Raw genomic sequence first — 23,639 nt, forward strand, 5'->3', positions numbered from 1 at the left:
AGGCTCTAATGAACAATAGGTTCAGACGATTCAAGCTATACGTGTGCTGTTGTGTACTGCTGCTGTCATTGTTCCCGGCAGCCGGCCGGACGCAGGCCTATCATTATCCGGTGGAAGACATGCAGGGCAGCCGACTTCCGGCCGGAACGACCTATACAGCGAGTGCACCGTCCCAATGGGGATATGACCCCTATAAGGTAGCCGATGATGACAGGAATACGTTTTGGGGATTGTATGGGAATTTTGGCTATTTGCAATTGAATTTTCCCGAAAAGGTTCAAATGAATGCTGTGCAGCTGGCGACTAATTCATTTACACTGGGCTACCATACCTACAAGATCGAAGGGTTACAAAAGGGTCAGTGGAGTGAAATCGGCAGAAAAACGCAAAAGGTGAACAGAGAAGAATACGTTGTTCTGGACCCGATCCCTGTCCAGGAAGGCTGGTATAACAGTATTCGGATCACAATCCAATCCACCTCTTACTGGATGCGGATCAACGAGATTCACTACCTCTCCGATCTGGATTCACCAACAGGTCTGCAGGCGCGCTCCAATAACCAACAGGTTCGTCTTAACTGGACTCCTGTTCCTGGAGCAGCAGGTTATCAGATTCGTTATGGTACCAAGTCCGGCAGTTATACGGAGGCGGTGAATGTCAGCGCCGATACGTATAAAGGTTATAGCTTAGCAGGTTTGCTGGAGAACAGGCCGTATTACTTTGTCGTAGCGGCACGAACAGGTGAGGTCCGAAGCAACTATTCCTACGAAACGTTCAGTATGCCGTTATCCGGATTTGATTTTCCTGATGATATGCAGGCCAGTGTGAATCCGGATAATGTGCATTATTTTGATCCAGCCAGCAATATAATCGATCAGGATCTGTCTACAGGCTGGAGATTCAAAGGCTGGGGAATCGACGCCGAATTGTATCTGAAATCGGACTACCCGGTCTATATGGACGAACTGCAATTAGTAATGACCTCGGAAGCTGCCGATAATTATTTTATTGCTTATATCTATACAGGAGACAACGAAGACAAGCCAATAGCAGAGCACGAGATAGAGATGGAGAAAGGGAGCGAGCCTGGGGTGTGGATTATACCGATCGAGCCCGGCTGGTACAAGGATCTGAAGCTGCACATTATGGTAAGCCGCTCACCGCTGATTATCCACGAAATCCGGTACAATACGGATCATACGCCGGTACAGAATCTGCAGGCTACCAGCGATAACCGGGAAGTGGCTCTTACCTGGGACCCAGTTGCCGGAGCAGATCACTATCGGATCGTCTATGGTCAGTCCTTGACGGATATTCATCAGGGCAGTGCAGTGACAGTGAGTGCAGATGCTTATGTAGGTTATACCGTTACAGGGCTGGAAAGCAGCGGTGCTCCGTATCAATTTCTCGTTCAGGCGATTCGCGGAGATGAGCCGTATGGGTATTCCAATATGGTATCGGCTGCACTGCAAACATATCGTACAGGAGAATGGCTGCCATCGGGTACCCGTATAACGGCTACTGGTTCTTATCAGAACCATTTACCACAGCATGCAGCAGACGCAAACTTGCGCAGCTATTGGCACTCTGATATAGGCAACTGGTATGAACTGGATCAGGGAAATACGAATGGAACGATCAACTTTGCCTTTCCCCGTCCGATTAATCTATATGCTGTGCAGCCGGTAAGCAGCATGTATCCGTCAGGCAGCCAGTATTACACGATCTATGGCCTGCAAAATCGGGAATGGATACTGCTGTACAAAGGAAAAGTCAACGTACCTTATCAACCGAACGGAGGCATATTAAAACCTATCCCGGTCAAATCCGGAGAATATAACGGGTTGATGATCAATATAGACGCCGGTTCCCAGGCAGTCACGCTGCAGGAACTGCTTATATTCTATAATCATCCGGCAGAAACGGTGCTGGGAGATACGTATGAACAGTTATCACTGCCAACGGTGAGCGAGGATACCTATAGGTAATGCATAATCGACAGGGAAATAAGCTTACAGTCTACAGATTCAAATAAGATAATCAGTCATCAGTCGTAACGCAAACTAAGGCGTGTTGCAGAGCAATACTGCAACACGCCTTTTTAGAACAGGAATACATTTCGGAAGCAGCATAGATCTATACCAAACAAACGCCCTGTGTACTCCACAAGAGTATACAGGGCGTTTGTAGGTCATTCACAGTATGGTTGAAGTGACGCCGGTTCTTTATTTGTATATGAATCCGGCTGGTATTGTCTGATTAAGCGGCTCGGTGATCAGGTGCAGGCGCTGTAGGTGTGCCGCCATGTTTGGTATGTTTTTTGAAAAGAGTAGCTTTCAGGTAAGGCAGTACCCAGCGATCCAGTCCGACTTTACCGGCATTCGCACCAGCGACGACGATAAAGATTTCTGCCAGAAGCAGGTACGGGTTGGTGCTTACTGTACCCGAGAATAGGAAGGCGAAGTTCATCACCATGCCCATCAGAGCAGCAACAGTAGTGAAGGTACCGAGGATCAATCCCAGACCAACCAGGAACTCGCCGATCGGTACGAGTACGTTAAACAATTCAACATTGGGCAGTGCAAAGTTCTGCAAGAAGGCACCCCAGCCTGCCTGGACACTTGGATGTTCACCGCCAGTATTGGCGATAGCGCCGGTCAGGAATCCAGTAGCGTCGAATCCGCCGGTCAATTTGCCCCAGCCGCCTTCAATCCACTGCAAGCCGATATATACGCGAAGTACGGTCAGTAACCACATTGCCACTTTGTTTTCTCTAAGCCATCTGTTCATGATGGATCACTCCTTGGTTTGTTTTGGGGTGCCGCTATAACGGCCCGATTGGTGAATGTATAATCTGAAGTCATCTGACTTCTTGATGGAAGATGATCATCTCTTTCATGTCTTTATATTAAATTAAAACTAAAATTTAATATGTGATTTAAATCACAATGTTGTATGAAATTTAAAATAAATTTGAATCTAAAATGATATTTAGGAGATATAAGGAGGAATATTACGTGTAATGGCAAAGAGATGGGGGATTTGGCATAGACTGCTTCGGAAAGGTATAGGGGCACGTCCTCCGGTTAAGTCTAGAGATCCTGAAAGGGTAGGAGAAGATGAGGATCTCTAGACTTAAATGTCGTCCTTAGCCCCTATTCCCTTTCCTACGCTCTGTGCATCGAGCTTCGATTTTTGTATGTAGAGCTTGTAAGTATAGTTTTGGATCTTTATTATACAAGGGCATATATTAATTGGGTGGTTATAACTTGGCTTGAATAAATAGCTGCTTGTTACGTCGTAGCTATGCTGCTGCTGATAATTAACGAAGCTTTTTCATAACAAAGCGGAACAGCCAGACAAGAGCGATCAATACAACAATCAACATAATCATTCCGGGAATACCTATGCCATCAAACATAATGAATGCCTCCTTTGTCAGATTCGATTTTATTTAGGATATCTGATAAGTGGATAAATACAAGCACGCGAGCAACTACAGATTCCGCAGCTAACTCTATACCCATTTTATGTCGGTAATGATTCTTGCATCAGGGTGATTAACGGCTTTTGTTCTTTTCCCGCCATTTCTCCAATCCCTCCAAAATCTGATACACCCACACAGCTACCGCGATATAGCAGGCGAGACTGACCAGATACTTGATTCCGTTCTCCAGAGTAAACCATCCAGCAGCCATATCGTATTGCAAAAAGGAAAGCCTGCGAAAACTGAAATTGCCAATCACATTAGCCAGCAGAAACGCCAGAATAAATTTGCGAAGTGTTTTCATATAGCCTCCTTCATCGAATTAGGATAGACGAGCAAAGGATGGTTTTAATACATCACAGTCTAATATCGTACGTCTCAATACTACCATTTATTTCCCGAATCGTTATAAAACCTTTTCTAAACGTCCACTTTATTTCTTTTCACTGTCAAAGGATCTCCGGGTCAACCGGAGTATATGCGCTTATTGCTTTCTGGAATAAAAGGAACCAAGTGATGCAGCAAATACAGTCAATCCTATTCGGTATATGCATAATTTGCACAGCTTCTTTGGGAAATGATATGAAATAATTACCATTTGCCAAAAGAAGTAGGTTATGCTATTTTATATCTGTAACCGGTTACAGAATAAGGAGAGCAAACCATGACAACCATAAAAGATGTAGCACGTCATGCAGGCGTATCTGTAGCTACGGTCTCACGGGTCATCAATGAGGCAGGCTATGTGCATGAAGATACCCGGCGCAAAGTTGAAAACGCTATCCAGGAACTGAATTATACGCCCAATGAAGTGGCACGTTCTTTATATAAACGCAAATCCAGATTGATCGGTCTGCTGCTGCCCGATATTACGAATCCTTATTTCCCACAGCTGGCTCGTGGTGTAGAGGATCGGATGCAGGAGAGCGGGTTCCGTTTGATTTTTGGCAATAGTGACGAGAGTCAGAGCAAGGAACAGGATTACATACAGACTTTTGTCCAGAATAATGTGGTAGGCGTTATCTCATCCACCAATGATCCAGGTTCTCTTTCGTACCGTTCGCTCAAGATTCCGGTCGTGTTCCTTGATCGTATATCGAGTGATCGTCCGGCGGTCTATGCAGATGGCCGCGAAGGTGGACGCATGGCGGCACAACAGATGGTGCAGCGCGGAAGCCGGCAGATTACGGTGATGCAGGGACCGGCGCATATTCGTCCGGCGCAGGATCGCTTTCAGGGAGCGATTGAAGCGCTGCAGGATATGGGCATGAGTTACCAGATTACGCAGACCACCTCCTTTTCATTTACCGAAGCGGATCGGTGGGCGAGAGAGCTGTTTGAGCAGTATCCCGATACGGACGGTGTAATCGCCAGTAACGATATTACGGCTGCTGCAGTAATCCAGGAAGCCCATCGTCTCAGCAAACGCATTCCGGCGGATATACAGATTATCGGATTCGATGATACGCCGCTGAGCAATCTGCTGTCGCCGGCATTATCCACGATTCGCCAGCCCGCCTACGATATGGGCCGGGCAGCCGCGGATTTGTTGATCCAGCTAATTGAAGGTACAGCCGGAGAGCAGCGTACGATTCAGATGCCGGTACAATTTATAGAACGCGCGACGACTCGTTCACTGTCATAACTAGTATCCATTTTGCAAAGAACGGTTTCAAAGCAGATCGATTCGCTGTACAGGTAATATATACGATACACCACAGCGGATGTCGATTCGTACACATTTGGCTGCAATCGCAAGACTTCAATAACAGCTGTTGTAATTTTATACGAATCGAAAGTAATAGCACGTCTATGATGACCAACCTAACTATAACTTCCAAATAGATAAGCGAAAGGTGGAATTTTATTATGTCCCATACTCAACATCCCGCATCAACTGCTTCCGGCAAAGCCAAAGTCTGTGTGATCGGCAGCTGCTCGATGGATCTAGTCGTTACTTCTTCCCGTCGTCCCGGTGCCGGCGAGACAGTACTTGGAGAAAGCTTCAAGACCGTACCCGGTGGCAAAGGAGCCAATCAGGCTGTCGCCGCAGCACGTCTCGGAGCCAACGTAACAATGATCGGTCGTGTCGGTGATGATCATCTGGGAAAAGCCATTTTACAGAACTTCAAAGACAACCTTGTAAATACTGATTATGTGGAACCGGTTACAGATATGGAGAGTGGAACCGCACATATTATTCTCGCAGAAGGTGATAACAGTATCATCGTGGTCAAAGCAGCCAATGATCATGTCACCCCGGAATATGTAGCCCAAGCCATCGAAGTCATCCAAAACTCCGATATAGTGATGATCCAGCAGGAGATTCCGGAAGAAACCGTAGCCTATGTAAGCGAAATCTGTGCAAAAGCAAATGTGCCGCTGCTGCTGAATCCAGCGCCAGCACGACATGTCAGTGAAGCGGTAATCAAAAATATTTCCTATATTACGCCAAATGAACACGAAGCCTCGATTGTATTTGAAGGAATGACGCTGGAGCAGGCGCTGCGCCAGTATCCGAATATTCTGTTTGTCACCGAAGGCAGCAACGGAGTCCGTTATTATGATGGAGAACAGGAAGTAGTCGTGCCGACTTACAAAGTAGACGCGGTAGATACAACAGGAGCAGGCGATACGTTTAATGCAGCCTTTGGAGTGGCTCTCGCCGAAGGGCAGTCTTTGCAGGATGCCATACGCTTTGGCAATCGCGCAGCTTCACTATCCGTAACCAAATTTGGCGCTCAGGGCGGTATGCCGACACGCCAGGAAGTGGAGGAACAACTGTAATGAAAAAGCATGGAATATTAAACAGCCATATTGCCAAAGTGCTTGCTGATCTTGGGCATACCGATTATATCGTTATTGCGGATATCGGTTTGCCAGTGCCGGAGGGAGTGCCAAAGATTGATCTGGCACTCACCTATGGCGTTCCCAGCTTCCGGGATGTAGTGCAGATTATTGCCGATGATATGGAGATTGAGCAGATTACGATCGCCGAAGAAATGATGGGGCAGAACCGGGAAACATTCGCCTATATGCAACAGGAGTTTGCCCATATCCCTTTATCCACATGCAGTCATGAAGAGTTCAAGCGGCGCAGCCAGCATGCCAAAGTTATTATTCGCACCGGTGAATCCAGACCGTATGCCAATTGCATTTTGCATGCAGGGGTATATTTCGGAGCCAATGCACAGTAGAATAAGCAATCCGTAACCGGTTACACATTAAATGTACAGCAGAGTTGAAGGAGGCATTGTATATGCAGATTCAAATGAATGGTATTTACAAATCCTTCGGTACAAACCAAGTTTTGAGCGGAGTTGATTTTGATCTCCGCCCGGGCGAAGTTCATGCACTGATGGGTGAAAATGGAGCAGGCAAATCTACACTGATGAATATTCTGATTGGCCTGCATGAGCGTGATCAGGGCACGATTGTGATCGATGGCCAGGAGACGTATTTTGATAATCCCAAAGTGGCAGAGCAAAAAGGAATTGCCTTTATCCACCAGGAGCTGAATATCTGGCGCGATATGACCGTGCTCGAGAATTTATTTATAGGTAAAGAGATGACCTCCAAATGGGGTCTGCTTAATACCAGACAAATGAAAACGCTAGCAAAAGAACAGTTCCGCAAACTGGCAGTCGATCTGCCTTTACAAGGTGAAGCCGGAGAATGCTCGGTCGGACAGCAGCAGATGATCGAGATCGCCAAAGCACTCATGACCGATGCCAAAGTAATCGTTATGGATGAACCGACCGCAGCACTGACCGAACGCGAAATCCAGAAATTGTTTGAAGTCATCGCTTCACTCAAAAAAGAAGGCGTATCGATCGTCTACATCTCGCACCGAATGGAAGAAATCTTTGCGATTTGTGACCGGATCACCATTATGCGCGATGGTAAAACAGTGGACACCAAGGAAATTCCACATACTAATTTCGATGAAGTGGTCAAAAAAATGGTCGGACGCGAACTGACCGAACGTTATCCGGTACGATCACCGCATCCGGGCGAAGTGATTCTGGAAGTAAAAGATGCCAGCAAAAAGGGTCAATTCCAGAATGTAAGCTTCACCGTACGTGCAGGAGAGATCGTCGGCTTCTCGGGTCTGATGGGTTCGGGACGTACCGAAATCATGCGTACGCTGTTCGGTCTGGATACGCTGGATAGTGGAGAAATATGGATTCGCAGCAAAAAGGTCACTATTCGCAGACCGGATGATGCGGTCAAGCATGGAATTGGCTTTATTACCGAGGACCGCAAAGATGAAGGCCTGGTGCTGGATTTCTCGATTCGCGAGAATATGGCGCTGCCGAATCTGTTCAGTTTCTCTTCTAAAGGATTTATTTCCGGCAAAAAAGAAGCCGAATTCGTCGATACGCTGATCAAGCGATTGCAGGTCAAAACACAGTCTGCCGAAACACCTGCACGCAGCCTGTCCGGCGGTAATCAGCAGAAAGTCGTTATCGCCAAATGGATCGGGATCGGACCAAGCCTGCTGATCCTCGATGAACCGACGCGCGGAGTCGATGTCGGCGCCAAGCGGGAGATCTATCAGCTGATGAACGAACTCACCGATCGCGGGGTAGCCATTATTATGGTGTCATCGGAACTGCCGGAGGTACTCGGTATGAGCGACCGGATCGTGGTCGTACATGAAGGCCGGATCAGTGGAGAACTGTCCAGCCAGGAAGCGACACAGGAAAATATTATGACGTTAGCTACAGGAGGACAGTAATATGACAACCATAACCAAAGAAAAGCCGGAGAAAAACTTCAAATTATCCAATGTTACACAGAAGCTTGGTCCACTGCTGGGATTTATTATTCTGGTCATTATCGTCTCGGTGTTGAATCCGGGCTTTTTGGAACCGCTTAATATTTTGAATCTGCTGCGACAGGTTGCGATTAATGCATTGATTGCGTTTGGTATGACCTTTGTTATTTTGACAGGTGGTATCGACTTGTCGGTCGGCTCGATTCTGGCGTTATCCAGTGCATTTGTAGCCAATCTAATGCTGGCAGGCGTAGACCCGATTCTGGCGATTATTATCGGCTGTGCGGCTGGTGGCGTAATGGGTATGGTCAACGGACTGATGATCACCAAAGGCAGAATGGCTCCATTTATCGCTACACTGGCGACAATGACGATCTTCCGTGGACTGACACTTGTCTATACCAACGGTAATCCGATTACCGGACTCGGTGACAGTATGGCGTTCCAACTGTTCGGACGCGGTTATTTCCTCGGTATTCCGGTACCGGCGATTACGATGGCAATTGCTTTTATTATCCTGTGGGTGATTCTGCACAAAACACCATTTGGCCGCAAAACGTATGCGATCGGTGGTAATGAAAAAGCAGCAATCGTATCCGGTATCAAGGTACCGCGTGTCAAAATCATGATCTACTCCCTGGCTGGTGCACTATCCGCACTCGCCGGTGCTATCCTGACCTCCCGTCTCAACTCGGCACAGCCAACAGCCGGTACATCGTACGAGCTGGATGCGATTGCAGCGGTAGTACTGGGCGGTACGAGCCTGTCCGGCGGACGCGGCCGTATCGTGGGTACACTGATTGGTGCGCTGATTATCGGTACACTGAATAACGGTCTCAACCTGCTCGGTGTCTCTTCTTTCTACCAGATGGTGGTCAAAGGGATCGTTATTGTGATCGCCGTATTAATCGATCGCAAAAAGTCTGCATAATCCGAATCGTTCATTGATTTTAATAAAGAAAAGAGGAATCAGGCATGAAAAAAGTTATCCCTTTACTGGCTGCTGTAATGATCGTTGTTCTGCTGGCAGGCTGTTCTCTGCAGCCGCCGGAATGGGCCAAATCCCAAAAATCAGCCAAACCCGGTGATATCAAAATCGGATTGTCGATCTCAACGCTGAACAATCCCTTTTTCGTATCACTCAAAGACGGTGTCGTGAATGAAGCGAAAAAGCTGAATATTCAGGTGATCGTCGTCGATGCACAGAATGACTCTGCCAAGCAAAGCAATGATGTGGATGATCTGATCCAGCAGGGTGTCGACGCCCTGCTGATCAATCCGACCGATTCCGCAGCGATCTCGGCAGCGGTACAATCGGCGAATGGACTGGATATTCCGGTCGTTACGCTGGATCGTTCTGCCGACAAAGGCGATGTCAAAGCGCTGGTCGCTTCGGACAATGCCAAAGGTGGCAAAATGGCAGCCGAATACATCGTCAAAGAGCTTGGCAAAGACGCCAAGGTGATCGAACTCCAGGGTGTACCGGGTGCCTCGGCTACCCGTGAACGCGGTAAAGGATTCCACGATGTAGCAGACAAAGAGCTGGACGTTGTCGCCAGTCAGGCGGCAGACTTTGACCGTACCAAAGGGTTGACTGTTATGGAGAATCTGCTGCAGGGTAACCCGGATGTACAGGCCGTATTCGCTCATAATGATGAGATGGCGCTTGGCGCGATCGAAGCCATCCAGAGCTCCGGCAAGGATATTCCGGTGATCGGTTTCGATGGTAACGAGGATGCACTGAATTCAATCAAGGAAGGCAAGCTGACCGCAACGGTGGCCCAGCAGCCTGAACTGATCGGACAGATGGCAGTAGATGCCGCTCGCGATGTACTGCAGGGTAAAACGGTCGAAAAATCGATTCCTGCTCCGCTAAAATTGGTAACCAAAGAAGACAAGTAAGCCAGACTCATTAATTTTTCGTACAAAGGTTCACTAAAAAAGACTAATTCTATTTGTTATCCTACATAGAATTAGTCTTTTGATTTACAAACAGAGTATTAAAATGTTTTTTTGTTAAATATTGAGTTTTGTGAATAGGCGATTTGCTTAAAACGATCGTATGTTAGATACCCTTCTCTTTCTTCCACATGTCTAATTTGATTTAAATGTTGATTGAACTTTTCAATGTATTCTTGGTGATCCATGAAATTAAAAATGCTATAAGCATAGGATCTCAAGTCTTCATAGTCTATTGCAATTAAGAAAGGAAGAGATTCCATGGCGATATGAGTGAGCTGTTGATCTTCAAGTGTTAAAGTATCATCTTTTAAATAAGCTAGTTTTTGTAAGCCTAATATAATGGGGAATCGTTCTATTACAGTACCATTTTTTAAAAAGAAAATATGACATTGAACAATTGGCTGTAATAATGATTCAAACTGATCAATGTCGATAAGATCGGAAGTGACAAGAGGTCCTTTATATTTATAAAGCGTACGATATAACTGGATTCTATAAACCATTTTAAAATACGTTCAGCTAATGGATTTTTAGTCTCCAACATAAATACCTCATTTCAGTATATAGGATTTATTCTACTCTTTTACTATACCAATTAATTGTATTTATTGTAAAAAATAATAATTAAAATAATTTATATCCATTAATGTATGTGTTAGGTATACTTTAACAATGTCTATTTGTATCTTATGAAGCAGCATTTTATGCACTAGAATCTACTGCTCGCCTGTATCGCTGTCCATTATTCAGACAGCCGAAAGAAAGGAGCATTGTAACCATGCGCAATAACCAGCAAATGATGGACCTGATCCTGAACTATGCCCGTCAAGACGAGCGTATCCGCGCGGTAGCCATGAACGGATCACGTGTAAATATTAACGCGCCAGCAGATCTTTTTCAGGATTACGATATCGTCTATATGGTGAATGATGTCGCTTCATTTACACAGGATCACAGCTGGATCGATTATTTTGGCGAGCGGCTGATTTTGCAGATGCCGGATGCATCTGTTTCTTATCCACCGCATGACAATGGAAGTTTTGCCTATCTGATGTTGTTTACCGACGGGAACCGGATTGATCTGAGACTGCTGCCGGTTGCACAGTATCCGGCTTATCTGTTGGAGGACAAGCTGACAGTTATCCTCATGGACAAAGACAGGATTCTGCCTGAACTGCCGCAGCCGACAGATGAAGATTACCGGGTTACCCGGCCTACTGCTGCGGAGTTTGCCCATTGTTGCAATGAATTCTGGTGGGTATCCACCTATATAGCCAAAGGGCTGTGGCGGCGCGAGATACTGTATGCACTCTCACCTTTGAATCTATATGTGCGGCCGATGCTGATCCGCATGCTGTCCTGGCAGGCAGGGATCGAGCATGATTTCCGCATCAGTATCGGCAAAAGCGCCAAGTATCTGGAAAGGTATCTGCCCGCAGATGACTGGCAAGCGTTGCTGGCTACCTATCCACGCGCAGACTATAAAGAGATATGGCAATCTGTCTGGGAGATGACAGAGCTGTTCAGCCGAATTGCTCCGCAGGTGGCTTCCAGGCTGGGACTGGAATATAATAGGGAAGAAGAGCAAAATGTAACAACTTACCTGCATCATATCGCAGCACTGCCATATGATGCCGCAAGTATTTATCCGGATTAGATACATATATGGGCAAAGCTCCTGAACGAACGTGGCATGACAGGTTACGTCAACGAGTTGCCCCATGGAGAGAGGAAGACCCCAATGAGAATGCGCGCAATAGATATTTTTGAGTTTCCCACCAATCTGGGACTGAGACAGCAAGCGGAAGATCAGGAGCCAGGTGTCAGCAGGATGCCGGAATGGCTGCACCAGCATGGACTGCACGAACGGCTGCAGGCTGAGCAGGTATTTCGGCTGGAACCGCCTGCTTATACGATGGAACAGGATGAGGCGACCGGTCTGCTCAATGTAGAGGCGGTCGGCGATTATGCGATCCGCCAGGCACAGCTCATGAGCCGTCAGCTGGAAAAAGACAGCTTCAAGTTGGTACTCGGTGGCGATTGCAGTATCCTGATCGGCAGCGCACTGGCTCTGAAGCAGAAAGGCAAATACGGACTGTTCTTTCTGGACGGACATACGGATTATATTACACCGGAGCTGTCACAGACCGGAGGAGCAGCAGGTATGGATCTGGCGATAGCAGCCGGACTTGGCGACGAACGACTGACCAATCTGGAGCAGTGCAGACCCTATGTGGACCCGCAGCATATCTTCTGTGTCGGCAACCGGGAGTATGATGAGGCTTATGTACAGCCTGTACAGGAATCCGCAGTACATGTGTATGATCTGGCAGCCATTCGCAGCCAGGGCATTCCGGCCATGATCGAATCCTTTTGGGCGATGATCAACGAGCAGGAGCTGGATGGGTTCTGGATTCATCTGGATGTGGATGTACTGAACGATACACTGATGCCAGCTGTGGATAGTCGGCAGCAGGATGGGCTGAGTTATGAGGAACTGGCAGAGATCCTGATCCCGCTCGTATCCCATCGTCTGGCAGTAGGAATGGAAATCACAATTCTCGACCCTTCGCTGGACAAGGACGGACAGTATACCCTGCCGCTCGTTCATCATCTGGTGGATGTATTGGATCATATGTAAAACCAAAAGACGACAGTACGAGACTGTCGTCTTTTATTTTGGGGTATTCAAAGCAGATCAATTCATCTGCTGGATCATGGCCCAGCGCTGTTCATACTGTTCATGAATACGGTGAATCTGCTGATCATGCAGGATCGTCTGGGCAATATTGCGCTCCAGCATGGCGACAACGCGAATCTGCTCGGCTATATGCTGCAGCCGTATCAGTCGTTCATCGCTAGACAGCGATAGCTGCAAATACGACTCACGGATCGCACTCCAGCTGCGCACACTTTGCTGAAAAGCATGCAGAATCAGCTTCAGCGGCTCGCCTGCCGAGTCGGACAGATGCTCCAGCAGCAGCAGGAACTGAATCCGTGCCTGCATCAGCAGCAGCATCTCCAGCTGTACACGTTGTCCACTCTCCGAGAGGGTAGCCATATTGTGCTGCTGTTCCAGGTGATCCAGTTCTACCAGCCGGTCGGCCAGTACTTCCATAGAGTCGAAGACCGAGATGCTTCCGTCGATATGTCCCAGATTACGCCGGGCACATTCGACGAGCAGCGTATATAGATCAGCAGGAGAAGGCGGTGGGCTCTGTTCTGTAGACGAGGCAAAGGTAATCAGATCGCCGGTAAATCCGGCTTCGAATTCTGGCAAAGGCTGCGCATAATTTTGCGTCAGATAGGCTACATCTGTGCAGAGCAGCTGGTTGGACAATACATCATAGTGAGTCACAATATAGAAATGTGCATTATGTACGGTCTGATAATCCTTTTTGAGCCAGGAGCAGTGGAACGTATCGCCCTTGACGAGCACAGGGCGCTGCTGCCGGCTTTCCTGTTGAATAAGTTCAATTGCCTGAGCAGCCGACTGATTCCGATGAATCCGGTGCTGCAGTCCGCTCGCGCCGAGAATCTGCTCATATGTAGTATGATAAGCTCTTGCTTCCTGTCCGAGCGCCTGATATTCCAGCGGTACATGAGCCTGATATTCCGGGAATGTCCAGGCATGGGCAAAAGCCTGCAAGTAACCACGGTTAAAATAAGAGGCAATCGTCGCCATGTTCCCGATCAGATTTGCACGTTCAAACCCGGGCAGGGGCTTCAGCAAAAAGCTGTAATCGTTCGACATCAGTAGAGTCCTCCTTTGTATCGTTCCTTATCATTATATAATAGTTCAGTTAATTAATGAAATGATGCCAGCGGCTCACTTACCGTTGACATCCAAAATAAGGGTGTGATATATAAAAGATAAGGTTTAGCACTCTAATTGATCGAGTGCTAAACGGACTGATTTCAGACGTGGACAGAATCACTTACATATATTCGTGAAGGGAGCAATAATCATTATGACAAAAAAACAATTTCAGGCAGAATCCAAGCGTCTTTTGGAGATGATGATCAACTCCATTTATACGCATCGCGAGATTTTCCTGCGCGAGCTGATCTCCAATGCGAGTGACGCGATCGACAAAATCTATTACAAAACGCTGAGCGATGATCAGCTGACATTTAACAAAGAGGATTACTTTATTAAGATTACACCGGACAAGGCTGCACGAACCCTGACCATTTCCGATACAGGGATCGGGATGACCGAGGAAGAGCTGGAGAACAATCTGGGTATTATCGCCAAGAGCGGCTCGCTGGCTTTTAAAAAGGAAAACGAAGCGCAGGATGGACACAATATTATCGGTCAATTCGGGGTTGGTTTCTATGCAGCCTTTATGGTGGCAGATGAAGTGACTGTAATTACGCGCGCGCTGGGCAGTGACCAGGCATACCGCTGGTACTCCGATGGAGCAGACGGCTATACGATCGAACCGGCAGACAAAGCGACAGTCGGTACCGACATTGTTCTGACCATCAAGGAAAATACCGAAGATGATCAGTACGACGAATACCTGGAAGAATATCGTCTGCGCGCTATTATCAAGAAATATTCCGACTTTATCCGTTACCCGATCAAGATGGATATCACCAGCAGCCGTCCAGCCGACAAGCAGGAAGGCGATGCCGAAGACAAAGAGCCGGAATACGTGGATTATACCGAAGAACAGACCATTAACAGCATGATCCCGATCTGGCGCAAAAACAAAAGCGAACTGACCGACGAAGACTACAACAACTTCTATCAGGAGAAACGCTATGGCTTCGACAAGCCGCTCAAGCATGTGCATATCAGTGCAGATGGAGCTGTCGTGTATAACGCGATCCTGTTTATCCCGGAAAATACACCGTTTGACTATTATACCAAAGAGTACGAAAAAGGCCTGGAGCTGTATTCCAACGGCGTGCTGATCATGGATAAATGTGCAGATCTGCTGCCGGATTACTTCAGCTTTGTCAAAGGGATGGTCGATTCCGAAGATCTGTCGCTCAATATCTCCCGTGAGCTGCTGCAGCATGATCGCCAGCTGAAGCTGATCGCCAAAAATATCAAAAACAAGATCAAGTCACAGCTGCAAAGCCTGATCCGTGACGAGCGCGAGAACTACGAGAAGTTCTATGCTTCCTTTGGCCGTCAGCTCAAATTCGGTGTGTACAATGACTATGGCATGCACAAGGACGATCTGCAGGATCTGCTGATGTTCCATTCGTCCAAAGAGAAGAAACTGGTGACACTGGATGAGTACGTATCCCGTATGCCGGAAGATCAGAAGTATATCTACTATGCAGCCGGTGATTCGATCGAACGGATCGAGAAGCTGCCGCAGACCGAGATGGTATCGGACAAAGGCTACGAAATCCTGTACCTGACCGATGATATCGACGAGTTTGCACTCAAAGTGATCGCTGCCTACAAAGAAAAAGAATTCAAATCCGTCTCCAGCGGCGACCTCGGTATTGAGCCGGACGAGAAAGACGAAGCGGCGCAAGCGGAAGAGAATGACAACAAAGAGCTGTTCGACGCAATGAAGGAAACGCTGGGCGGCAAAGTCAAAAACGTCAAAGCATCCAAACGCCTCAAATCCCATCCGGTCTGCCTGTCCACCGACGGCGAGCTATCGATCGAGATGGAGAAGATCCTGCAAATGATGCCAAACGGCCAGGATGTCAAAGCCGAGAAAGTACTGGAAATCAACGTGAACCACGAAGTCTTCCAGTCCCTGAAAAAAGCGTATGAAGGCGACAAAGAGAAGCTGGGCCTGTACACCAATCTGCTGTACAACCAGGCGCTGCTGATCGAAGGCCTGCCAATTCAGGACCCGGTTGAGTTCACGAACGATATTTGCAAAGTGATGGTGTAAGGCTAGTCCGATCATTTTTATATAGATTAAAAGTAAAAGCACTACGAGCTGGTTTGTCAGCTTGTAGTGCTTTTTTGTTAAGTCGTATGCCGTAAATTAATCTTTTATAATTGCAATCACATCGATTCTCTCAAGCTAAAAAAGCTCTAACATCCGACTGAGCAGAGTTTGTTCTCAAGGTTAAACAGCAGAGTTGAAGGATTGGGGCAGGACTGAAATCTAATTATTAAACAGGTCTAAACAGAAGAGCCATATACCAAATCAATAGGTTAAATGATGCAATTATAAATAATTAAAAAGCCGGAAGCTGCATATGCAGTCTCCGGCTTTTTGATGGTCGTATTCCTTTTGATCAGACCAATAAAGTTATTATTTCGCTCCGTAAATATCTGCTTCTTTGAGATAGTCATCCTTAACAACCGTATCGCGGATGTTGTCCTTGGTCACAGCTGTAGGCTCCAGCAGGATTGCAGGGACATCGATTTTACCGTTATTGACCTTACTGGTCGTCTGGATCGCGGTGCCTTTAGCTATTTGCAGCGCCATATCGGCGGCTTGCTTGGCAATAGCTGTGATTGGCTTGTAAATGGTCATGGCCTGCGTGCCTTTGGCGACGCGCTGTACACCGGCGAGTTCGGCATCCTGTCCGGATACAGGAACTCCGCTTACTCCGGCAGCCTGGAGGGCGTTGATGACACCGCCTGCTGTTCCATCGTTGGCAGCGACGACTGCATTAATCTTGTTGCCGTTTTGCTGAAGTGCAGAAGCCATATTTTTCTCGGCAGTTGCCGGGTCCCAGCCTTCGGTATATTTATCGTAGACGAGACGGATATTGCCTTTGTCGATCAGCGGTTTCAGTACGCTCATCGCTCCCTGACGGAACAGTACGGCATTGTTATCGGTCTCGGCACCGCCAATGTAGGCGTAGTTGCCGGTTGGCTGACGTTTGACGATTTCCTGTGCCTGCATCACACCGACTTTTTCATTATCAAAAGACACATAATAATCCACATCGGCGTTTTTGATCAGGCGGTCATAAGAAAGCACTTTGACGCCGGCAGCATGGGCTTTCTCGACGATAGCAGCGGATTTCTCGGCATCATGCGGTACAACAACGAGTACATCGACGCCTTCCTGAATCAGCAGTTCAGCCTGCTTGACCTGCACATCATCCAGTCCGTTGGCTGCGAGCGTTTTGACATGGCCGCCCTGATCCTGGATTGCTTTCTCAAACAGGGCTTTGTCTTTGTACCAGCGTTCTTCTTTGAGTGTATCCAGTACAAAGCCCACATAAGGCTTGTCATCCGGTGTTAGTTTGACTTTGGTCGCATCCGCGGTAGTAGCAGCGGGTGCCGGGCCACAGGCTGTAGCGAGTACAGTGGTCGCCAGCAGCATGATGCCGAGCAGTATTTTGGTGTTCTTCATTTGGTATCCTCCCGATATCGGCTTCGTCTACAGATGGAAGCGTCCGATCATGGTATTCATTCGTTCGACCATTTCCTTGAGCTGATAGACGCTGCTGGAAATATGGTCGATAGAAGCTCTCTGCTCGTGTACGGAAGCCGAGATTTGCTGGGCACCGGCAGCGGATTCTTCGGAAATGGCTGCGCTGTTGTTGACCGCTTCATTGATCTGATTGCTCGCGCCCTGTGCATGCTGCACCGTGTCGGAGATCGCCGTAACGCGTCCGGTCATATCTTCAATATACTGCTTGATTTCGGCGAAATATTGTCCGGTGATCTCGATCTTCTCTGTACCGGCAGTCACTTCGGCGTAGCCCTGTTTTAGCTCTTCGGACATGATAGTGGACTGCTGCTGGATATCGCTGATCACGCCGGTAATATCTTCGACGGAACGGGATACTTCTTCGGACAATTTGCGGATTTCTCCGGCAACGACAGCGAATCCTTTGCCGGCTTCTCCTGCACGTGCAGCTTCAATCGAAGCATTCAGTGCCAGCAGATTGGTCTGCTTGGCGATCGATTTGATCACATCGGTAATCTCGGTGATCGAGTGTGTCTTGGCTTCCAGACTGGCGACTTTGTCCACCGAGCGGTTCATGACGTGGTTGATAACATTCATCTGCTCCAGGGAAGCTTTCATCTGATGATCGCCTTTGACAGACGCATTCAGCGCTTCACCGGAGAAAGTAACCAGTTCTTCGCTGTGTGCACGCGCACGATCCAGCCGTCCGCTGAACTGCTGTGTGCTCTCGGCAATATCGGCTGTTTCGGTAGCCTGGCTGCTGGCGCCGGAAGCGAGTTCCTCGATAGTAATCGCGATCTGCTCGCTGTTTTCTTTCACTCTACCGGATACATCGGACAAGGACGTTCCGTGCGTATCCATTTCGCCTGCCAGTATCTGTACTTCGCGGATCATGTTCTGCAGGGAAGTGCCCATGCGATTAATGGAATCGGACAGCATGCCGATCTCGTCATTGCCTGTATAGACGAGCGGTTCATTGTTCAGCTGACCTTCTGCGATTCGGTCACTGGCTTGAACGACTTTGTTCAATTCTTTGTTTACTTTGCGGCTGATCAGGTACATGAGGATAAAGCCGATCAGGATAGATGCGAGGCCGGATACGATCAGTAGCGTAACAGTGCTGGTCATGCCTGCTTTGGTCTGCTCAATCGACAGCCCGCTCTCACGGCTGGCGACTTCTTTTAGCTGATTGCCGGCTTCCATCGTTTGTGACTTTAATTTTTCGGCATCGGTCTGCAGCTTGCCGAAGCTCTGAGTATTAATATTTTGTACGTTGGGAACAATTGTGCTGAAGAAATACTGATCCAGCTTGTCATTGTTCTCCAGAATCTGATTAAAGGTCTGCATTTGCTCTGGACTCAGCAGCGTTTTGGTTTGTTTGGCAATCGCTGCGAATTTCATACTGTCATCCAGATAGTTTGATAAAATACGATCATCGGATAGCAGAATGTATTCCGGAATATGATTATATTTCTGGTTGTACAACGACAGCAGCTCAGAGATACTCATGGCGCCCCAGCTCTTCATGCTGGATGTCTCCATCGTATTCCTAGCTGTCTGCAGTACGGTATAGGTAGCTGCTACAGATGATAAAAAGATGACCGATACGAGAGCGAAAACGAGCATGTACTTCATGCCGATCTTCAAATTGCTCCATTTCCAATGTGTACTCAAACGGACTCCCCCTGCTCTGACGAGACTTGACATAGAATGTTACTACTTCACCTATATCGGTCAAAAGATGCAGGAACTAAATACCTAAGTAAGCTATAAAAGAGTAAGTAGGTTAAATAAAAGGCAGCGTTTGCACAAAAAGAAGAAAAAAGCCGCTAGAAGCCTGCTTTTCCCTGTGGACACCTATTGTTCATAAATAGGTTGAGTATATTTCTAAGTAGTATAAATCGCGTATTATAGAAGTATAAAAAGAGAAAGATGAGGTGCTGTATGCTGAACGATCATGGTCTTGAATTGACGGAAGACTACTGGCAGGCAATTATCCAAAATAATGCTGCTTATGATGGTGTGTTCTTTTATGCTGTTCGCACTACCGGTATTTTCTGTCGACCATCTTGCAGATCGCGCAGACCCAATCGCGAGAATGTCAGAGTCTTCCGACAGGGTACGGAAGCAATTTCAGCCGGCTTTCATGCCTGCAAGCGATGCCAGCCGGATCAACTGCAGCCACCGCGTCAGGAATGGGTGCAAGGCATCGCTGCACTGATCGAACAGAGGTATGCAGAGAAACTGAATCTCGAAGAACTGTCGCAAGCTTCGAATCTGAGTCCGTTTCATTTGCAGCGTTCGTTCAAGGAAATCCGTGGCTGTTCACCAACCGGATATCTTCAATCTATACGTCTGCGCAAAGCGGCAGAGTTGCTTCGGGAAACAGACAAAACCATCTCCCGTATCGGGATAGAAGTAGGAATGCCGAATCCAGCTTATCTGGCTACTTTGTTCAAAAAGAAATACGGACTTACTCCCAAGGCTTACCGGCTGCATATGCATTCCACGAAGAAGTCCGTTAGATAAAAGGAAGCTGCTTTCAACGAAGTGATTGAATCAAATGATTGGCACAGCCTTGAGGATATCAACCGTACTCTAATTACATGATAGCACTCACTAAAAAACAAAATTGTATAGACGACCGTATACCATCCTACGCAGTTAGCGATAAGACCATCGAGAATGATTCGTGATAGATGCCTGTACTTTTCTCTTCAAGAGAAGCGTACAGGCATTTTTTGTTTTTGATAAAAAAATATCATAAATACATAAAAAGATAATTTTTTACCAAAATAGTCATCTTCGTTAATCATCTGCTTACACTTCGTCCCTAATATGAATAAAGAAAGCGGCGCACGCGGCAGCTGCAGAACAGCGATGCCGGAGGATGCCATTTATCATTATTCCAGGAGGAATTTATGAACAACGGATCGATGAACCCCAAATGGATCAAACCTGCAGGCCTGCTGTCTCTGCTGCTCGTGCCTGCCTTGATGTTATCAGCCTGCGGCAATGCGGGAACCGAGGCAGCAGCGAACGGACAGAATGTTCAGGCAGTGACAACGAATGAAACGGTAGACCAGCTCTACACCCAGGCCAAGCAGGAAGGCAAGGTAGTCGTATACTCTACCTCTGGCCGGGCCAATGATGCTGCCGAGACTTTTATGAAAAAGTATCCGGGCGTCAAAGTGGAAGTCAGCAAGGTGAAATCGGACGAGATGATGGACAAGGTCACCAATGAACAGGATGCCGGACAGTTCAATCCCGATGTGATTATTACCAAGGAAGTGAGCGGCGCTGTCGGCAAGGAAATGGTTGAGCAGGGACGCTATCTCAAATATCTGCCTGATGATATCGCACCCAAGGTAGACGAGCCCTACCGTACCAAGGCACCGGGTTATGCCAACTATGCTGAGTTCCGGACAATCTTTTACAACACGGATTATTACAAAAAGACCCCTGTGACCAACTGGTGGGATCTGACGACACCGGAATTCAAAAACAAAGTCTATGTCGCCGATCCGCTCAGCTCTCCGGCATTTATGGATCTGTTCACCACGATGGTCATACATAGCGATGATATGGCAGCCGCCTACAAGCAGAAGTTCGGCAAAGATATTCAATTGAACGGCACGGAAAATGCCGGTTACGAGTTTATCCGTCAGCTGTTCGCCAATGGATTGACTGTACTCAAAGGCAGTGATGATGTACTCGATGCGATCGGTAAAACAGCCAGTGGTGCTGTCGGGATTGCTGTCTCCGGCGATGTATCCAAAGTCGAGGAGAATGGCTGGGATGTGAAGCCGATCTATGATATTCAGCCGAAAACCTCGGTAGCTGATTCCGGCTATCTGTATATTGCGAACAAAGCACCGCATCAGGCAGCAGGCAAGCTGTTTATCCGCTGGATGATGGGCGAGCAGGATGGCAAGGGCGAAGGCCTGGCAGCCTTTAACGAAGTCGGATCGTGGGTACCACGCTCGGATGTGAAGACCAAGAATCCGGTTGGGTTTGAGCAGCTGAACCTGTGGGATTATGACGCGGATACGCTGTACATGACTTCGCCCAAAGTACGCGATTTCTGGATTCAGCAAAAATAATCGTAGTCTGTGGAAGCTGCAGCGCGCAGGAATGTGATTCTGACTCTGGGGCAGCTTCTATGCTTCAACTTCTATCCACATCAAATAACTCAAAAAGGAGGGGAGCCGGATGTCCAGCAAATCATTACAGCCCATCTCCCTAAAACGAAACCGTAGCCGTCTGTGGAATCAGGTGACGGGCTGGCTGCGCAATCCGGTGAACCTGATCGGAACGATCGGCCTATTGTTCCTTGCGTATACAATTATCTGGCCGGTCATCGAGATTCTGATCGCGACTTTTGTCTGGAAGCAGCAGGATATGCGGATTACCGCAGCAGCCAATCCGGGGCACTTTACGTTTTATCACTGGCAGCGAGTACTGGCGAGCGAGATTAGTCCATCCCTGTTTTACAAGCCGATTCTGCACGCTTCGGCGGTAGCTGTTACCGTATCATTTATATCCATGGTGCTTGGCTGCGGACTCGCCTGGCTAGTGACCCGTACAGATCTGCCTTTCAAAAAAGGAATTACTTTTCTCGCAGTGATTCCGTATCTGCTGCCCTCCTGGGTTATTGCACAAGCCTGGCTGACTTTTTTCAAAAACGAAAAAATCGGCGGGACTCCGGGGATTCTACAGTCGCTCACTCATATGAGTACGCCGGACTGGCTGGCGTATGGATTTGTACCGATTGTGGCTTCGCTGTCGATTCATGACAGTGTGTACTTTTTCCTGCTGGTTGGTGCTGCGCTTAGCTCGATGAATAGCCAGCTGGAGGAAGCCGCCAGTATGAGCGGAGCAGGCCGTGCGCGCATTTTGCGCCGGATCGTCTTTCCGCTAATGCTGCCGGCGATTCTGTCAGGATTTATCCTGACGTTTACTCGTGCGATCAGCTCGTATGGTGTACCGGCGATACTGGGTACACCGGTTGATTTCTATATGATCTCGACGATGCTCTATTCCAGTATGCGGGCTCGGCTGACGACCGAAGCACATGTGCTCAGTCTGATGCTGATGCTGATCTCGATGCTGATGATCTATATGAACCACCGGATTGTCGGTCGTCAGCGCAGCTTCGTCACGGTCACTGGCAAGGACAGCCACAAGACATTGATGCCGCTGGGCCGGCTACGTCGACCGATGGCGGCTGTCACAGTGGTGCTGATGACTCTGGTATCGGTTGTACCACTGCTGATTCTGCTGGTGCAGACATTCATGCTGCGTGAGGGCGTCTACACAGCCGATAACTGGACCTTGCATTACTGGCTTGGCGGTTCGATAAGCGGTATTAATTCCGGTGAAAAGGGTGTACTGCAGAATCCGATTTTCCTGCTGGCACTGCGCAACTCGCTCTGGATTGCGGCTATTTCATCAGTGATTGCTGCGGTAGTCGGTCTGATCCTCGGCTATGTAGCTGCCAGAGGCAAGCAGACATGGATCGGCCGCATGGTGGATCAGGTATCCTTTTTCCCGTATCTGATTCCGGGGATTTCACTGTCGGCCATTTATATTACGATGTTCGCCAAGCCGCATTTTATCGTACCTGCGCTGTATGGCACGGTCTGGCTGATTATTCTGATTACGGTCGTCAAAGAGCTTCCTTTTACCGTCAAGGCAGGCAGCGCATCAGTTATGCAGATTGGCGGTGAACTGGAAGAATCGGCCCAGATCAGTGGAGCTTCCTGGTGGACGCGGTTCCGCCGGATTCTGCTGCCGCTGAACCGTAAAAGTCTGCTGTCCGCCTTTTTGCTTGTGTTTATCGGAGCAATGAAGGAGACCGAATTGATCATCATGCTGGTCACGCCGCGGACAGAGACACTGACGACATTAACATTTGAATATGTGGAAAAGGGTTATACCCAATTGACCAACGTGGTGCTGATGATCATGATCGCGATAGTGATTCTGGTATATTATCTGGCGACCAAATACGGCAAGGCGGATTTGACCACAGGGATAGGAGGGCAATAAG

19 protein-coding genes are annotated in these 23,639 nt (G+C 47.9%); 13 read left to right on the top strand and 6 right to left on the bottom strand.

Annotated features, from left to right (window positions below; genetic code table 11):
• Nucleotides 1-8: 8 nt before the first annotated feature.
• Nucleotides 9-1,988, top strand: coding sequence for a fibronectin type III domain-containing protein (locus AR543_RS06515; RefSeq protein WP_060532830.1), 1,980 nt, complete (start codon nucleotides 9-11; stop codon nucleotides 1,986-1,988).
• Between the two features lie 271 nt (nucleotides 1,989-2,259).
• Here the strand turns inward: AR543_RS06515 and AR543_RS06520 are convergent, their stop codons facing one another.
• Nucleotides 2,260-2,793 (bottom strand): DoxX family protein, encoded by a 534-nt coding sequence (locus tag AR543_RS06520; protein ID WP_060532832.1) that lies wholly within the window; start codon nucleotides 2,791-2,793, stop codon nucleotides 2,260-2,262.
• Nucleotides 2,794-3,560: 767 nt separating this feature from the next.
• Entirely contained in the window at nucleotides 3,561-3,791 is a 231-nt protein-coding gene (locus AR543_RS06525; protein WP_060532833.1) for a hypothetical protein, read from the bottom strand.
• Between the two features lie 360 nt (nucleotides 3,792-4,151).
• Between AR543_RS06525 and AR543_RS06530 the strand changes: the two genes are divergently transcribed.
• The 6 genes from AR543_RS06530 (at nucleotide 4,152) to rbsB (ending at nucleotide 10,169) form a co-directional block, all read left to right on the top strand.
• Nucleotides 4,152-5,132: a LacI family DNA-binding transcriptional regulator gene (locus tag AR543_RS06530; protein ID WP_060532835.1), complete on the top strand. Its 981-nt coding sequence runs from the start codon at nucleotides 4,152-4,154 to the stop codon at nucleotides 5,130-5,132.
• 224 nt (nucleotides 5,133-5,356) lie between these two features.
• Nucleotides 5,357-6,274 (top strand): ribokinase, encoded by a 918-nt coding sequence (gene rbsK, locus AR543_RS06535; RefSeq protein WP_060532837.1) that lies wholly within the window; start codon nucleotides 5,357-5,359, stop codon nucleotides 6,272-6,274.
• Nucleotides 6,274-6,684 carry a D-ribose pyranase gene (gene rbsD / locus AR543_RS06540; protein ID WP_060532839.1) on the top strand — a complete coding sequence of 137 codons (411 nt, stop codon included), beginning with the start codon at nucleotides 6,274-6,276 and terminating at the stop codon, nucleotides 6,682-6,684. The genes rbsK and rbsD overlap by 1 nt, the downstream gene beginning before the upstream one ends.
• 62 nt (nucleotides 6,685-6,746) lie before the next feature.
• Nucleotides 6,747-8,228, top strand: a complete 1,482-nt coding sequence (locus AR543_RS06545; RefSeq protein ID WP_060532841.1) for a sugar ABC transporter ATP-binding protein — start codon at nucleotides 6,747-6,749, stop codon at nucleotides 8,226-8,228.
• Between the two features lies 1 nt (nucleotide 8,229).
• The gene (gene rbsC / locus AR543_RS06550) at nucleotides 8,230-9,198 is read left to right on the top strand and encodes a ribose ABC transporter permease RbsC (RefSeq protein ID WP_017811759.1); all 969 of its coding nucleotides are present in this window, start codon (nucleotides 8,230-8,232) and stop codon (nucleotides 9,196-9,198) included.
• Between the two features lie 44 nt (nucleotides 9,199-9,242).
• Entirely contained in the window at nucleotides 9,243-10,169 is a 927-nt protein-coding gene (gene rbsB / locus AR543_RS06555; RefSeq protein WP_060532844.1) for a ribose ABC transporter substrate-binding protein RbsB, read from the top strand.
• A gap of 98 nt (nucleotides 10,170-10,267) precedes the next feature.
• Here the strand turns inward: rbsB and AR543_RS06560 are convergent, their stop codons facing one another.
• Complete coding sequence (locus AR543_RS06560; RefSeq protein ID WP_060532846.1) at nucleotides 10,268-10,732, bottom strand: hypothetical protein; 465 nt, start codon at nucleotides 10,730-10,732, stop codon at nucleotides 10,268-10,270.
• A 275-nt stretch (nucleotides 10,733-11,007) separates the two neighbouring features.
• Here AR543_RS06560 and AR543_RS06565 point away from each other — a divergent pair, with 275 nt between their 5' ends.
• Both AR543_RS06565 and AR543_RS06570 read left to right on the top strand, forming a co-directional pair.
• A complete protein-coding gene (locus AR543_RS06565) occupies nucleotides 11,008-11,886 on the top strand; it encodes an aminoglycoside 6-adenylyltransferase (protein ID WP_060532848.1) in 879 nt (292 codons plus the stop codon).
• A gap of 84 nt (nucleotides 11,887-11,970) precedes the next feature.
• Nucleotides 11,971-12,870 (top strand): arginase family protein, encoded by a 900-nt coding sequence (locus tag AR543_RS06570; protein WP_174703729.1) that lies wholly within the window; start codon nucleotides 11,971-11,973, stop codon nucleotides 12,868-12,870.
• 57 nt (nucleotides 12,871-12,927) lie between these two features.
• Here the strand turns inward: AR543_RS06570 and AR543_RS06575 are convergent, their stop codons facing one another.
• Nucleotides 12,928-13,983, bottom strand: coding sequence for a cysteine peptidase family C39 domain-containing protein (locus AR543_RS06575; protein ID WP_060532852.1), 1,056 nt, complete (start codon nucleotides 13,981-13,983; stop codon nucleotides 12,928-12,930).
• Nucleotides 13,984-14,200: 217 nt separating this feature from the next.
• On the opposite strand from AR543_RS06575, the gene htpG reads away from it, so the two are divergent.
• Nucleotides 14,201-16,102, top strand: coding sequence for a molecular chaperone HtpG (gene htpG, locus AR543_RS06580; RefSeq protein ID WP_060532855.1), 1,902 nt, complete (start codon nucleotides 14,201-14,203; stop codon nucleotides 16,100-16,102).
• A gap of 369 nt (nucleotides 16,103-16,471) precedes the next feature.
• On the opposite strand, the gene AR543_RS06585 is transcribed toward htpG, so the two are convergent.
• Both AR543_RS06585 and AR543_RS06590 read right to left on the bottom strand, forming a co-directional pair.
• On the bottom strand, nucleotides 16,472-17,527 hold the full coding sequence (locus AR543_RS06585; protein ID WP_060532857.1) for a sugar ABC transporter substrate-binding protein: 1,056 nt from the start codon (nucleotides 17,525-17,527) through the stop codon (nucleotides 16,472-16,474).
• Between the two features lie 27 nt (nucleotides 17,528-17,554).
• Complete coding sequence (locus AR543_RS06590) at nucleotides 17,555-19,261, bottom strand: methyl-accepting chemotaxis protein (protein WP_227871848.1); 1,707 nt, start codon at nucleotides 19,259-19,261, stop codon at nucleotides 17,555-17,557.
• A 273-nt stretch (nucleotides 19,262-19,534) separates the two neighbouring features.
• On the opposite strand from AR543_RS06590, the gene AR543_RS06595 reads away from it, so the two are divergent.
• From AR543_RS06595 to AR543_RS06610, 3 genes are all read left to right on the top strand, one after another.
• On the top strand, nucleotides 19,535-20,116 hold the full coding sequence (locus tag AR543_RS06595; RefSeq protein WP_060536672.1) for a bifunctional transcriptional activator/DNA repair enzyme AdaA: 582 nt from the start codon (nucleotides 19,535-19,537) through the stop codon (nucleotides 20,114-20,116).
• 392 nt (nucleotides 20,117-20,508) lie between these two features.
• Nucleotides 20,509-21,690, top strand: a complete 1,182-nt coding sequence (locus AR543_RS06605) for an ABC transporter substrate-binding protein (protein WP_060532863.1) — start codon at nucleotides 20,509-20,511, stop codon at nucleotides 21,688-21,690.
• A 109-nt stretch (nucleotides 21,691-21,799) separates the two neighbouring features.
• Complete coding sequence (locus AR543_RS06610; protein ID WP_060532865.1) at nucleotides 21,800-23,638, top strand: ABC transporter permease; 1,839 nt, start codon at nucleotides 21,800-21,802, stop codon at nucleotides 23,636-23,638.
• Nucleotide 23,639 lies beyond the last annotated feature (1 nt).

Source organism: Paenibacillus bovis (genome assembly GCF_001421015.2).
In the GTDB taxonomy this organism is placed as follows: Bacteria; Bacillota; Bacilli; order Paenibacillales; family Paenibacillaceae; genus Saccharibacillus; species Saccharibacillus bovis.